The sequence below is a fragment of the Pseudocitrobacter vendiensis genome, assembly GCF_943590815.1.
Classification (GTDB): domain Bacteria; phylum Pseudomonadota; class Gammaproteobacteria; order Enterobacterales; family Enterobacteriaceae; genus Pseudocitrobacter; species Pseudocitrobacter vendiensis.
In genome coordinates this window covers 1-14,571 of sequence record NZ_CALSBS010000003.1, presented here as the reverse complement: position 1 = coordinate 14,571, position 14,571 = coordinate 1, and the positions used below count along the sequence as shown (strand labels likewise).

General features: G+C 54.4%; 12 protein-coding genes. 8 read left to right on the top strand and 4 right to left on the bottom strand.

The genetic code is table 11. From position 1 onward, the window contains the following. Positions 1-61: 61 nt before the first annotated feature. A complete protein-coding gene (gene asnA, locus NMC31_RS04655; protein ID WP_149463816.1) occupies positions 62-1,054 on the top strand; it encodes an aspartate--ammonia ligase in 993 nt (330 codons plus the stop codon). Between the two features lie 3 nt (positions 1,055-1,057). On the opposite strand, the gene viaA is transcribed toward asnA, so the two are convergent. Next, positions 1,058-2,509 carry an ATPase RavA stimulator ViaA gene (gene viaA, locus NMC31_RS04650; RefSeq protein WP_253897130.1) on the bottom strand — a complete coding sequence of 484 codons (1,452 nt, stop codon included), beginning with the start codon at positions 2,507-2,509 and terminating at the stop codon, positions 1,058-1,060. Next, entirely contained in the window at positions 2,503-4,002 is a 1,500-nt protein-coding gene (gene ravA, locus NMC31_RS04645) for an ATPase RavA (protein ID WP_253897129.1), read from the bottom strand. Before ravA ends, viaA begins: the two co-directional genes overlap by 7 nt. Before the next feature lie 219 nt (positions 4,003-4,221). Here ravA and kup point away from each other — a divergent pair, with 219 nt between their 5' ends. From kup to rbsR, 7 genes are all read left to right on the top strand, one after another. Continuing rightward, complete coding sequence (gene kup / locus NMC31_RS04640; protein ID WP_253897128.1) at positions 4,222-6,090, top strand: low affinity potassium transporter Kup; 1,869 nt, start codon at positions 4,222-4,224, stop codon at positions 6,088-6,090. Between the two features lie 181 nt (positions 6,091-6,271). Continuing rightward, positions 6,272-6,691, top strand: a complete 420-nt coding sequence (rbsD, locus tag NMC31_RS04635; RefSeq protein WP_108476235.1) for a D-ribose pyranase — start codon at positions 6,272-6,274, stop codon at positions 6,689-6,691. Positions 6,692-6,698: 7 nt separating this feature from the next. Continuing rightward, positions 6,699-8,204, top strand: coding sequence for a ribose ABC transporter ATP-binding protein RbsA (rbsA, locus tag NMC31_RS04630; RefSeq protein WP_253897310.1), 1,506 nt, complete (start codon positions 6,699-6,701; stop codon positions 8,202-8,204). A gap of 5 nt (positions 8,205-8,209) precedes the next feature. After that, on the top strand, positions 8,210-9,175 hold the full coding sequence (rbsC, locus tag NMC31_RS04625) for a ribose ABC transporter permease (protein WP_253897127.1): 966 nt from the start codon (positions 8,210-8,212) through the stop codon (positions 9,173-9,175). A 27-nt stretch (positions 9,176-9,202) separates the two neighbouring features. Beyond that, positions 9,203-10,093 (top strand): ribose ABC transporter substrate-binding protein RbsB, encoded by an 891-nt coding sequence (gene rbsB, locus NMC31_RS04620; protein WP_253897126.1) that lies wholly within the window; start codon positions 9,203-9,205, stop codon positions 10,091-10,093. A gap of 99 nt (positions 10,094-10,192) precedes the next feature. Next, on the top strand, positions 10,193-11,122 hold the full coding sequence (gene rbsK, locus NMC31_RS04615; RefSeq protein WP_253897125.1) for a ribokinase: 930 nt from the start codon (positions 10,193-10,195) through the stop codon (positions 11,120-11,122). Positions 11,123-11,125: 3 nt separating this feature from the next. Further along, positions 11,126-12,118, top strand: a complete 993-nt coding sequence (gene rbsR, locus NMC31_RS04610) for a ribose operon transcriptional repressor RbsR (RefSeq protein WP_149463821.1) — start codon at positions 11,126-11,128, stop codon at positions 12,116-12,118. Here rbsR and mdtD read toward each other — a convergent pair. Next, positions 12,115-13,512, bottom strand: coding sequence for a multidrug transporter subunit MdtD (mdtD, locus tag NMC31_RS04605; protein WP_149463822.1), 1,398 nt, complete (start codon positions 13,510-13,512; stop codon positions 12,115-12,117). The genes rbsR and mdtD overlap by 4 nt on opposite strands. A gap of 9 nt (positions 13,513-13,521) precedes the next feature. Beyond that, a complete protein-coding gene (locus NMC31_RS04600) occupies positions 13,522-14,226 on the bottom strand; it encodes a FadR/GntR family transcriptional regulator (RefSeq protein WP_149463823.1) in 705 nt (234 codons plus the stop codon). Between the last annotated feature and the right edge of the window lie 345 nt (positions 14,227-14,571).

The following is a 14,571-nucleotide window of genomic DNA, read 5'->3' as shown; positions in this document are numbered from 1 at the left end:
TTGAATATGACCCGCATTCTGTTGCTTAATCATAACCAACAGGACGCAGGAGTAATAAAAAATGAAAACCGCTTACATCGCAAAACAACGCCAGATTAGTTTCGTAAAATCCTTTTTCTCTCGTCAGCTAGAAGAAAAGTTGGGTCTGATTGAAGTTCAGGCACCGCTGCTGAGCCGCGTAGGGGATGGGACGCAGGACAACCTGTCTGGTTGCGAAAAAGCGGTACAGGTAAAAGTGAAAGCCCTGCCAGAGGCCCAGTTTGAAGTGGTGCACTCTCTGGCGAAGTGGAAACGTCAAACCCTGGGACAGCACGACTTCAGCGCGGGTGAAGGGCTCTACACGCACATGAAAGCCCTTCGCCCCGATGAAGACCGCCTTTCGCCGATCCACTCCGTTTACGTTGACCAGTGGGACTGGGAACGCGTGATGGGTGATGGCGAGCGTCATCTCGGTACCCTGGAAAGTACCGTGAAGGCGATTTGGGCGGGGATCAAAGCAACAGAAGAAGCCGTAAGCAAAGAGTTTGGCCTGGCACCGTTCCTGCCAGAACAGATCCACTTTGTGCACAGCCAGACGCTGTTAAGCCGTTATCCGGATCTCGACGCGAAAGGTCGTGAACGTGCGATTGCCAAAGAATTGGGTGCCGTCTTCCTGATTGGGATCGGCGGCAAACTCTCTGATGGTCAGCGCCATGATGTCCGTGCGCCGGATTACGATGACTGGAGCACCCAGGCGGAATCTGGTCTGGCGGGTCTGAACGGCGATATCCTGGTCTGGAACCCGATTCTGGAAGATGCGTTCGAGCTCTCTTCTATGGGGATCCGCGTTGATGCAAAAGCGCTGCAACACCAGCTTCAGCTGACCGGCGACGAAGAGCGCCTGCAACTGGAGTGGCACCAGGCGCTGCTGCGTGGTGAAATGCCGCAGACCATCGGCGGTGGGATTGGCCAGTCGCGTCTGACCATGCTGCTGCTGCAACTCTCCCACATCGGACAGGTTCAGTGCGGTGTGTGGCCAGCACAGGTTCGTGAAGGCGTCTCTTCTCTGCTGTAAGATTTAACGCCGCCAGCGTCTGAGCAGGCGGCTACGCAAACCGGTATCGAAGCGCCAGATGTGGTCAAAGATGCGCATGATGCCGGGCTTGCCGTGTGCAGACATCGCTACCGCATGAAAACGGTGCTGATGTTTTCGCTGTAACTCCCCGACCCTACTCACCACCTCATCCGGCAGACGCTGGGCGATAAAGTCTGAAATCACCACCGCATCGGCATCCTGCCAGGTCGGGTTTTCCAGGCGTTCAATGATGGCGCGAAAACAGCTCGCCATGTCGGTACCGCCGCGAAAACGCTGGCTCAGGAAACGGATCGCCTGCTCTATCCCCTGCGGGCCAGTCAGCTCGTAACGCACCACTTCGCTGGAAAACAGCATAATGAAGCAACGGCGGTTATCCGCCAGCGCCACGCGCATCATCGCGAGGCAAAAGGCTTTCGCGCACTGCTCATTAAAGCCGCCCATTGATCCTGACGTGTCCACGCAGACGACAAACGGGCCGCGCGGTTGTTCGTCAACGTCCTGGTGTATCACCGGGCGCTCAGTAACTTTCTCATGCCACGCATCGCCGTGTAGTCGATAGGTGAGTAATTGTTTCTCCACCAGCCGCCGGTAAAACTCATACTCCAGCTCGGTAATGCCGAGCGTAGCCAGTTCCGGCGGCAGCAGACGCAGGATGTCATCGCTTTGCTGAATGCCATCAACCTGCTCCGGTACGGTTGAGGGTTCGCGCACCAGCGTGCGGAAGGTTTCCATTGGCGCATCTTTTTTGGGCACCGATTTTGCTTCACGCGATCGACCCAGTTGATCCGCCAGTTGCATCAGTTCCGGCTGCTGGCTGAGAAAATCGCCGTACTTCACGATCAACTGATAGTCACCGCGCTTAAGCTGCCCGGCACTCATATCCCACAGGCGACCGGCGGCGTTTTCGTTCTCGACCAGCACCGGTTCCAGTTGGCCGCTCAGGGTCATTCGCTCCTGAACCTCGCTCAGCAGTTGTTCCCGTTCGCCTTCCAGTAACTGTTGGTTGAGCGATGTCGCCTGCACTACCAGGCTTAGCCGCCAGCGTTGCAGGAACAGCGTATGCAGCGCCGGGGTGAAGGTAGGATTATGCGCCGCCAGCTGCTGCGCCTGTTCGGCGTAGGGTGAGCGCACCTTCTTCAGCAGCGCCAGGATCTGCGGCAACTGGGCATTGATTTGCGGCGTGGAGAAGGTCTGGCACTGCTGATAGCAGAGCACTTCTTCTTCCAGCTCCGGCGGTACGTGTGTACCTTTAAGTGTGCTTTTCAGGTTTTCGCGCCAGCGGGGCAGATCTTCCGTAATAGCGCTTTTCAGGCGCGGGAATTTCTTAAAGAATGCCGATAGCTGTGGTGACGCCAGCAGGGCGATGATCGTCTCTTCGATCAATCCCTCTTCGCTGACCGCCAGCATCACGTTGAGCGTATCGATAGTCAGCATTGCTGAGCCTGTTTGATCTGCGCCGCGACATCCTGCAGGCTGGCTTCAATCTGCGCCAGCCAGTCGCTATGAATGAACAGGCATTTTTGCTGATCGTTAAAGCTCAGATGCTGTCGATGCCACTCTTCCGCCAGTTCGTCGAGCTGCTGTTTGATTTCTGCTGGCATGTTCTGCTGGCTTTCGGTTCCCGGCAGCGCCAGCCGTGAGCCCTGCAAACTGATATCACGCACGACCAGATGCTGCGCGTTATCAACCTCCAAATTCAACGTTAGCGCAAAACCGATGCCATTGAGTTTGCCGCGAATTTCACCGCCTTTCTCCAGCCAGTGTGCCAGCACCTGACGCTCGAAGGTGATGTGAATAACATCGATATCGTGCAATTTGAGCGGTTTTTGCAGCAGTAACGTGACCATTGGGCCCTGAACTTCCGCCGGAAGCTCATAGTGCGGTTTACGGCTGAACATACCGCCCAGACGCGTCACTTTGAGCGCGGTTTTATCGCTTTCCTGCTGCTGAAGCTGCAAGCGATGCTGAGTAATAGCGCTCAGGCGATTTAGCATCGATTGCTGTTGCCAGGCGTGCCCGGTCATCAATATTTCGAGCTGTTGCTGCATCAAGTTGCGGCTTTGCGCGTCGTGCCACAGGCACTCTTTAAGCAGAATCAGATCGATAGGCGCAATGGCATCGCGCCCGCTGAAGAATGCACTGGCCTGTAGCAGGCGAATCGCTTTCTTCCAGCGACGGTCAGAGACATAAGGTGCATTGGGCAGCGTATCGAGCTGCTGGCGCAGGGTGAAGATCAGTTCAAAAACCGTATCCGGTAGCTTGATAGCGGCGATGTCTTTCTGCCACTGGAAAAACTCTTCATCGGAGACCTGAAGCCCTGGTGATACCGGGTTTTCGTTCTCATCCTGCTGGCTCACCAGCATGGAACGGAAGTTGCCTTTTTCCTGTACCTTGTCGAGCCACAAACGAATCAGCATGCGGTCATATAGCGCTTCAAGGCTGCTTTCTGCTTCAGGCAGTTCGTTCGATGCGGCCACCAGCAGGCGCATCGGGATTTTCTCGACCGTCGCGCCGTTACGGAAGTGGCGTTCGTTAATGGCGGTTAACAAGGTGTTCAGAATCGCCGGGCCAGCTTTCCAGATCTCATCAAGAAAGACGATTTCCGCTTCCGGCAAATAGCCTGCGGTCAGACGCTCATAGCGTCCTTCATCTTTCAACGCCTGGATGGAAAGTGGGCCAAAGACTTCTTCCGGCGTGGAGAAGCGGGTCATCAGATATTCAAAGGCGCGGGCGTGTTCAAAAGCGAACTTAATGCGTCGCGCAATCAGGCTCTTGGCGATACCAGGCGGGCCAAGCAAAAACACGCTCTCGCCGCTGAGCGCTGCCAGCAGGCACAGGCGGATAGCGTGACTGCGTTCATACAGCCCTTTCTCAAGTGCGCTACTCAGACGCGAAATTCTTTCTGCTAATAAATGTGATTGGGCCATAATTGAGTTGCATCCTTTCGCCGAACATACGGCTAACTGAGCGAGTATAGACGTTTCATGGACGAGGATAATAGGCTGAAGAAGCGCTTCATTTTCTTTGCGCCAGGTTAATATGAATTCACATAAGGGTACGATTTTGCGATTAATCGTGCATACTGTGCGCTTTTCGTGGGCCAAGGGACCAGGCACTCATTTGTTTTACAAACGAAAGACTAGTCTATGAGCACTGATAAGAAGCAATCTTTGTCGGCGATAACCCTCGCCGCCATTGGGGTGGTATACGGCGATATCGGCACCAGCCCTCTTTATACTCTTCGAGAATGTTTGTCCGGGCAGTTTGGTTTTGGCGTTGAACGTGACGCGGTTTTTGGCTTTCTGTCATTAATCTTCTGGCTGCTGATCTTTGTTGTCTCTATTAAGTACCTGACCTTCGTTATGCGTGCGGATAACGCCGGTGAGGGGGGGATTCTGACGCTAATGTCTTTGGCGGGGCGCAACACGTCAGCTAAAACGACCTCTTTCCTGGTGATAATTGGATTGATCGGCGGCAGCTTCTTCTATGGGGAAGTGGTCATCACGCCTGCGATTTCGGTGATGTCGGCCATTGAAGGTCTGGAAATCGTCGCGCCACAGCTGGATAGCTGGATAGTGCCACTCTCGATACTGGTACTGACGCTGCTGTTTATGATTCAGAAACACGGTACCGGGATGGTCGGCAAGCTCTTCGCGCCGATTATGCTGGCGTGGTTCCTGATTCTGGCGGTGCTGGGCGTGCGCAGCATTATGGGCAACCCGGAAGTCCTTCAGGCGCTGAATCCAATATGGGCAGTGCGTTTCTTCCTTGAATATAAGATGGTGTCGTTTGTGGCGCTGGGGGCGGTTGTCCTCTCCATCACCGGGGTAGAAGCGCTGTACGCGGATATGGGCCACTTCGGTAAATTCCCTATTCGTTTGGCCTGGTTCTCGGTGGTTCTGCCGTCTTTGACGCTGAACTACTTCGGGCAGGGCGCGCTGCTTTTGAAGCATCCGGAAGCGATTAAGAACCCGTTTTTCCTGCTCGCGCCGGAATGGGCGCTGATCCCGCTGTTGATTCTGGCGGCGCTGGCGACGGTTATCGCCTCGCAGGCGGTTATTTCCGGTGTCTTCTCGCTGACACGCCAGGCGGTGCGTCTGGGGTATCTTTCGCCGATGCGCATTATTCACACCTCTGAAATGGAGTCCGGGCAGATTTACATCCCGTTCATCAACTGGCTGCTCTATTTCTCGGTGGTGATTGTCATTATCAATTTCGAGCACTCCAGCAATCTGGCGGCGGCATACGGTATTGCGGTAACCGGTACGATGGTGCTGACCTCGATTCTGTCGACTACCGTGGCGCGTAAAAACTGGCACTGGAACAAGTTCCTGGTGGCATTCATTCTGGTCGCCTTCCTGTGCATCGATATTCCGCTGTTCTCGGCAAACCTCGATAAAATCGTCTCCGGCGGCTGGCTGCCGCTGAGCCTCGGTACGGTGATGTTTATCGTGATGACGACCTGGAAAAGCGAACGTTTCCGTCTGCTGCGTCGTATGCATGAGCATGGCAACTCTCTGGAGGCGATGATCGCCTCGCTGGAGAAATCACCGCCGGTTCGCGTACCGGGCACTGCGGTGTATATGTCGCGTGCGTTGAACGTGATTCCGTTTGCCATGATGCACAACCTTAAGCACAACAAAGTACTGCATGAGCGTGTGATCTTACTGACGCTGCGCACGGAAGATGCGCCTTACGTCCATAACGTGCGTCGTGTGCAGATTGAACAGCTTTCGCCAACCTTCTGGCGCGTGGTGGCCAGCTACGGCTGGCGCGAAACGCCAAACGTGGAAGAGGTCTTCCACCGTTGCGGTCTGGAAGGTTTAAGCTGCCGAATGATGGAAACGTCGTTCTTTATGTCGCATGAGTCGCTGATTGTTGGCAAACGCCCATGGTATTTGCGCCTGCGCGGTAAGCTCTATCTGCTGCTGCAACGAAACGCCCTGCGTGCGCCGGATCAGTTTGAAATCCCGCCTAACAGGGTTATCGAGCTGGGCACCCAGGTCGAGATTTAAAGGCTGTCAAAACGCCGGGTCGTTTTATCACCTCCCGGCGTTTCTCTTTCTACCCTTCGCTTTTTCGTCGCGAGCGAAACGTTTCGACGGCGATCACAATTCTGTTACGCCATGTTGGTTTTCTGCTCACTCTTAAGATTAAACTTACATCAGCGAAACGTTTCGCTAGTGGAGCAAGAAAATGAAGAAAGGCACGGTACTTAATTCTGAGATCTCATCGGTCATCTCCCGCCTGGGGCATACCGATACGCTGGTGGTGTGTGATGCGGGTTTACCCATCCCACGCAGTACAACGCGTATTGATATGGCGTTAACCCAGGGCGTTCCCACTTTTATGCAGGTGCTGGACGTGGTGACCCGTGAAATGCAGGTTGAGGCCGCCATTCTCGCCTCGGAGATTAAACAACATAATCCGCAACTCCACGAAACGTTGCTCAAATTCATCGGGCAACTGCAACAACACCAGGGAAACACCATAGAAATTCGTTACACCACCCATGAGCAGTTTAAAAAACAAACCGCAGACAGTCAGGCGGTGATTCGCAGCGGGGAGTGCTCCCCGTATGCGAACATTATTCTCTGTGCTGGCGTCACCTTCTGAGGCCAACATGGACGCATTACTGCAATTAAAAGGTATCGATAAATCCTTCCCGGGCGTGAAAGCCCTCTCTGGCGCGGCGTTAAATGTTTATGCGGGCCGCGTGATGGCGCTGGTTGGCGAAAACGGCGCGGGCAAATCCACGATGATGAAAGTGCTAACCGGTATCTACTCTCGTGATGCTGGTTCGCTTTTATGGCTGGGCAAAGAAACCACCTTTAGCGGGCCGAAATCGTCGCAGGAAGCCGGGATAGGTATCATCCACCAGGAACTGAACCTGATCCCGCAGCTCACTATTGCGGAAAACATCTTCCTGGGCCGCGAGTTTGTGAATCGCTTTGGCAAAATTGACTGGAAGAAGATGTACGCTGAAGCGGATGTCTTGCTGGCAAAACTCAATCTGCGCTTTAAAAGCGACAGGCTGGTGGGGGAACTCTCTATCGGCGATCAGCAGATGGTGGAAATTGCCAAAGTGCTGAGCTTTGAGTCGAAGGTCATCGTGATGGATGAACCGACCGATGCGTTAACGGATACCGAAACCGAATCCCTGTTCCGCGTTATTCGCGAGCTGAAATCGCAGGGGCGCGGCATTGTCTATATCTCCCACCGCATGAAAGAAATCTTCGAGATTTGCGATGACGTGACCGTATTCCGCGATGGGCAGTTTATCGCTGAGCGGGAAGTTTCCTCGCTAACGGAAGATTCGCTGATCGAAATGATGGTAGGGCGTAAGCTCGAAGATCAATATCCGCGCCTCGATAAAGCGCCTGGTGAGATCCGCCTGAAGGTCGATAACCTGTGCGGATCCGGCGTTGAAAACGTCTCCTTCACGCTGCGCAAAGGCGAAATTCTTGGCGTTGCGGGGCTGATGGGGGCAGGGCGTACGGAACTGATGAAAGTGCTTTACGGCGCGCTGCCACGCAGCAGCGGCTATGTCACCCTCGACGGCCACGAAGTGGTGGCGCGCTCCCCGCAGGATGGGCTGGCGAACGGCATCGTCTATATCTCTGAAGACCGCAAACGTGATGGCTTGGTGCTCGGCATGTCGGTAAAAGAGAACATGTCGCTGACGGCGCTGCGCTACTTCAGCCATGCGGGCGGCAGCCTGAAGCATAAAGATGAGCAGCAGGCGGTCAGTGATTTTATCCGTCTGTTTAACGTCAAAACGCCATCAATGGAACAGGCTATCGGCCTGCTTTCCGGCGGTAATCAGCAGAAAGTCGCCATCGCACGTGGCCTGATGACGCGCCCGAAGGTGCTGATTCTCGACGAACCGACTCGCGGCGTGGATGTTGGCGCGAAAAAAGAGATTTATCAGCTTATCAACCAGTTCAAGGCCGATGGCCTGAGCATCATTCTGGTCTCCTCCGAGATGCCGGAAGTTCTGGGGATGAGCGATCGCATTATTGTGATGCATGAAGGGCATCTCGGCGGTGAATTCACACGCGAGCAGGCCACCCAGGAAGTATTAATGGCTGCCGCTGTGGGCAAGCTTAACCGTGTGAATCAGGAGTAAAGAAGATGACAAACCAGGCTGTCGCTGGTCGCCGCTATTTCACCAAAGCATGGCTGATGGAGCAAAAATCGCTGATCGCTTTGCTGGTGCTGATTGCCATCGTCTCGACCATGAGTCCCAACTTTTTTACCGTCAATAATCTGTTCAACATCCTGCAACAGACCTCCGTTAACGCCATTATGGCAGTGGGGATGACGCTGGTGATTTTGACCTCGGGGATTGACCTGTCCGTCGGTTCCCTGCTGGCGCTCACCGGCGCTGTCGCCGCCTCGATTGTCGGCCTTGAAGTCAATGCGCTGGTGGCGGTGGCTGTCGCGCTGGCGTTAGGCGGCGCTATTGGCGCGGTGACCGGGGTGATTGTGGCGAAAGGTCGCGTGCAGGCGTTTATCGCCACGCTGGTGATGATGCTACTGCTGCGCGGCGTAACGATGGTGTACACCAACGGTAGCCCGGTGAACACCGGCTTTACCGATAACGCCGATCTGTTCGGCTGGTTCGGGATTGGCCGCCCGCTGGGCATCCCGACGCCGGTGTGGATCATGGCGATTGTCTTCCTGGCGGCCTGGTACATGCTGCATCACACGCGTCTTGGTCGCTATATCTATGCGCTGGGCGGTAACGAAGCGGCAACGCGTCTTTCTGGTATCAGCGTCAATAAAATCAAAATTATCGTCTACGCTTTGTGCGGCTTGCTGGCGTCGCTGGCGGGGGTTATCGAAGTGGCGCGTCTCTCTTCTGCGCAGCCGACAGCGGGTACCGGCTACGAGCTGGATGCTATCGCGGCGGTTGTGCTGGGTGGCACCAGCCTTGCGGGCGGTAAAGGTCGTATTGTTGGGACGCTGATCGGCGCACTGATCCTCGGTTTCCTGAATAATGGTTTGAATTTGCTGGGTGTTTCTTCCTATTACCAGATGATCGTTAAAGCAGTGGTGATTTTGCTGGCGGTGCTGGTAGACAACAAAAAGCAGTAACTCACGACTCTACAGGACATCTTAACTATGAATATGAAAAAACTGGCTACCCTGGTTTCTGCTGTTGCGCTGAGCGCCACTGTCAGCGCAAACGCGATGGCGAAAGACACTATCGCGCTGGTCATCTCTACCCTGAATAACCCGTTCTTCGTGTCCCTGAAAGATGGCGCGCAGAAAGAAGCCGACAAACTGGGTTACAACCTGGTGGTACTGGATTCGCAGAACAACCCGGCGAAAGAGCTGGCGAACGTGCAGGATCTGACCGTGCGCGGCGCGAAAATTCTGCTGGTCAACCCAACGGATTCCGACGCAGTGGGTAACGCCATCAAAATGGCTAACCAGTCTAAAATCCCGGTTATCACCCTCGACCGCGTAGCGTCGAAAGGCGAAGTGGTCAGCCATATCGCGTCTGATAACGTGCTGGGCGGGAAAATCGCCGGTGATTACATCGCGAAAAAAGCCGGTGAAGGCGCGAAGGTGATTGAATTACAAGGTATCGCCGGAACATCTGCCGCGCGTGAGCGTGGTGAAGGTTTCCAGCAGGCTGTGGCCGCGCACAAATTTAACGTGCTGGCGAGCCAACCGGCTGACTTCGACCGCACCAAGGGCCTGAACGTCATGCAGAACCTGCTGACCGCTCATCCGGATGTACAGGCGGTATTTGCTCAGAACGATGAAATGGCGCTGGGTGCACTGCGTGCGCTGCAAACCGCAGGTAAATCTGATGTGATGGTTGTCGGGTTTGACGGCACGCCAGATGGCGAAAAAGCAGTAAATGATGGCAAACTGTCAGCGACTATTGCTCAGTTGCCAGAGCAGATCGGCGCGAAAGGCGTTGAAACTGCGGATAAGGTCCTGAAAGGCCAGAAAGTTCAGGCTAAATATCCGGTTGACCTGAAACTGGTCATTAAGCAATAAGTCACCATCGGGCCACAAAAGGCTTGAGGGACAACCTATAAAGAAAAGCAGGGCACGCGCCACCCGGCAACGGGTGGCGCACTTATCGGACACGCTGAAATGAAAACCGCAGGCAAACTCGTCGTTCTTGGCAGCATCAATGCCGATCACATCCTTAATCTCGAATCCTTCCCGACGCCGGGTGAAACCGTCACCGGTAACCAGTATCAGGTCGCGTTTGGTGGCAAAGGTGCAAACCAGGCGGTGGCTGCCGGGCGCAGCGGCGCAAATATCGCGTTTATTGCCTGTACAGGCGAAGATGATACTGGCGAGCGAGTACGTAAACAGTTAGCTGGCGACCGTATCGACGTTGCTCCTGTCAGTGTTATCCCCGGTGAGTCGACCGGTGTGGCGCTGATTTTCGTTAACGGCGAAGGCGAAAACGTCATTGGTATTCACGCGGGCGCCAATGCAGCGCTGTCGCCTGCATTGGTTGAAGCACAGAAAACGCGTATTGCGCAGGCGGATGCACTGCTGATGCAGCTTGAATCACCGCTGGAAAGCGTCCTGCTGGCGGCTAAAATTGCCCATCAGCACCAGACGCAGGTGATTTTAAACCCGGCCCCGGCGCGTGAGCTTTCTGATGAACTGCTGGCGCTGGTGGACATTATCACGCCGAATGAAACCGAAGCCGAGAAGCTGACGGGTATCCGCGTGGAAAATGATGACGATGCGGCGAAAGCGGCGCAGGCACTCCATGCCAAAGGCATCGACACCGTTATCATCACCCTGGGTAGCCGTGGCGTATGGGCAAGCGTGAAGGGCGAAGGTCAACGCGTGCCTGGCTTTAAAGTGCAGGCCATTGATACCATCGCCGCCGGAGATACCTTCAACGGCGCGCTGATCACCGCACTGCTGGAAGAAAAACCGCTGAACGAGGCGATTCGTTTCGCGCACGCGGCGGCGGCCATTGCCGTTACCCGCAAAGGCGCGCAGCCTTCCGTTCCCTGGCGTGAAGAGATCGACGAATTTCTGAATCAGCAGAGGTAATGTTTGGCTACCATGAAAGATGTCGCTCGCGTGGCGGGCGTTTCAACCTCTACCGTTTCTCACGTCATTAATAAAGACCGCTACGTCAGTGAAGCAATCACTGAAAAAGTCGATGCGGCCATCAAAAGCCTGAACTACGCGCCATCTGCGATAGCGCGTAGTCTCAAACTGAATCAAACCCGCACTATTGGCATGCTGATCACCGCCAGTACCAATCCGTTCTATTCGGAGCTGGTGCGCGGCGTCGAGCGCAGCTGTTTTGAACGCGGCTACAGCCTGGTGCTGTGTAATACCGAAGGTGACGAGCAGCGGATGAACCGCAATCTTGAGACGCTAATGCAAAAACGCGTTGATGGGTTATTGCTGTTATGCACCGAAACGCACCAGCCGTCGCAGGAGATTATGCAGCGTTATCCGTCCATTCCGACGGTGATGATGGACTGGGCACCGTTTGATGGCGACAGCGATCTGATTCAGGATAACTCTTTGCTGGGCGGTGACATGGCGACACGCTATCTCATCGAACAGGGCCACACCCGCATCGCCTGTATCGCCGGGCCGCTGGATAAAACGCCTGCACGTTTGCGTCTGGAAGGATATCAGGCTGCCATGCAGCATGCCGGGCTGGATGTTCCTGACGGTTATGTGATCATCAGTAACTTTGAATTTGGCGGTGGCTTTGATGCCATGCAGCAGTTGCTGGCGCAACCAGAATTGCCGCAGGCGGTATTTATCGGTAATGATGCGATGGCGGTCGGGGCTTATCAGGCGCTTTATCAGGCCGGGTTGCGCATTCCGCAGGATATGGCGGTGATTGGTTATGACGATATTGAACTGGCGCGCTACATGACGCCGCCGCTCACCACCATTCATCAGCCCAAAGATGAACTGGGCGAACTGGCGATTGATGTGTTGATCCACCGTATGGCCCAGCCCGGACAAAAACAGCAGCGTGTACAGCTGACGCCCGAGCTGGTGGTTCGCGGCTCCGTTTAAGCTTTGTGCCGCTCCTTAATCAGGTTGCGGCCATCTTTCGGCTTCAGCAGCATAAACATGAAGGCTGACACTACCGTTATCCCGCCCATCGTAATAAAGGTGTAGTGGAACTGCTCGATGGTGTTCGAGCCTTCCATTCCCTGGTACACCCTTAACACGGCGGCGCTGATCGCCACCCCCAAACTGATTGAGAGCTGTTGCGTTACGGCCAGCATGCTGTTGCCGCTGCTGGCGTTCTCATCCGTCAGATCGGCAAGCGTAATGGTATTCATCGACGTAAACTGCGTTGACATCGCCATCCCGAGCACAAACAGCGGCAGGATCAACATCCAAATCGGCATTGAGGGTGATTGCAGCGAGAACTGTGCAATCATCACGCCGATAAATAGCGTAATTCCCACCAGTGTTTTCCGATAACCGAGCCAGCGCAGTACCTGCGTAACCGTCGATTTTGCCAGAATAGACCCGAGCGCGGTCGGGGCCATCATGCAACCAGCAATTAGCGCCGGATAGCCAAAACCGACCTGCAGCATCAAGGGCATCAGAAAGGGCACGCAGCCGGTGCCTAAACGCGTAGCCAGGTTTCCGGCAATGCCGACGGAAAACGTGCGCGTCTTAAAGAGTGACAGAGAGATAAGCGGCGTCGGATGACGGCGGGCATGGCGAATATAAGCCATCAACAACAGAATACTGATGCCGATAATCGCGAAAGCTATCCAGCTTGCCACAATACGTTCGCCGAACAGCTCCATCCCGCTGGAGAACAGCACCAGGCTCAGGCCAAACAGCAGGAATCCTGACATATCAAAGCTGCGCTTCGGCGTGGTGAAGTTAGGCATGTATTTGCGGGCATAGAAGAGACCCGTAATTCCAATCGGAATATTGATAAGGAAAATCCAATGCCAACTGGCCCACGTGACCAGCACGCCGCCAAGTACCGGACCGAGTATCGGCCCCACCAGTCCCGGCATAGTGACGAAGTTAAGCACCGGCAGGAGTTCGCTGCGTGGGTACGCGCGCAGGAGCGCCAGACGCGCGACGGGCATCATCATCGCCCCGCCGATGCCCTGAATGACGCGGAAGATAACCAGCTCTAATAATGATGTTGAGAGGGCGCAGGCCAGCGAACCCAGCGTGAAAAGCGTCACGGCAATCATAAAGATGCGGCGGGTACCGAAACGGTCGGCCAACCAGCCGCTTACTGGTATCAGCATGGCTACCGTCAGGGTGTAACTGATAATAGCGGACTGCATGGCGAGCGGTGAACGGTTGAGGCTGTGCGCGATGGCGGGGAGCGCGGTATTCAGTATTGTCGCATCCAGGGCCTGCATAAAAAATGCCATGGCGGCTATCCACGGCAACCCGGCCATACTCCGCGCTTTTTTCTTTATCATGCGATGCTTTTATACTCCAGGTCGAATATGCGGTGCGCTTAATAGCGCCTGGCAGGCAATAAACGCTTTTTGGCTATCGCTTTCCTGAATAGCGTTAACAATTGCCTGATGCTTTTCCAGTTCGATCACTTCATCCTGAGTAATCGAGGTAAAGTATGTGTGATAGACCGAATGGAAAAGTTTAGCGAAGGATATGAGGAACGGGTTGGCCGTCATTTCGTAGATATGCTCGTGCCAGGCGGTATCCACATCAATCCAGCGTTGGCGATCGAAGTTCTTTTTCAGAATCGCCATCTCCTTCATTAACGTATTGAGCTCCGCTTTTTGCTCTGCAGTGCCTAACATAGCGGCCAGTAAGCAGGCCTGTGGCTCAAGGCTGTGGCGGAGTACCAGAAAGTGTTTCATCACTTCCTGAAAATTATCTTCCGTCAGCCACCAGGCAAGCAACTCGGTATCGAGAAAGTTCCAGTGTGATTGGGGCATAACGCGCGTGCCAATACGTGGGCGCGGCAGAAGCATCCCTTTAGCGGAAAGGGTTTTGACCGCTTCACGAACGGCGGTACGGCTAACGCCGAAGATCTCACCTAATTCCATTTCGCCCGGCAAAATGCTTTCCGGCGCATATTCACCCTTAAGGATTTTCTGGGCTAACTTCTCTGCTAATACCCATGAGATGTTTTTTTGAGCTGCTAATTGCTGTGCGCTTAAAGACATATAAAGGTGTCCTGTATCTTGTTATTGGTTCTAGTATGCCATTCACCGATAAAAATCGGCTGCAAAAAGGCCAAAGAGTGCATTTTATGGCGTATTACCATGTGTATTGGTGAAAAAAAGCACGAACTGTAATTTTTTTTTAATAAACGCTTGCCTGCCTGAAATAACTCCCTATAATGCGCCTCCACTGACACGGAACAACGGCTTCTAAGCCGCCGGGTTAGCAGGCTTCCTTCGGGAACGCCGCCAGAGAAAAGCGAAAATAAGCGCTTGACTCTGAAGGAGGAAAGCGTATTATACGCCACCTCGCAACGGTGAGCGTAAAGCCGCGTTGCAACTGCTCTT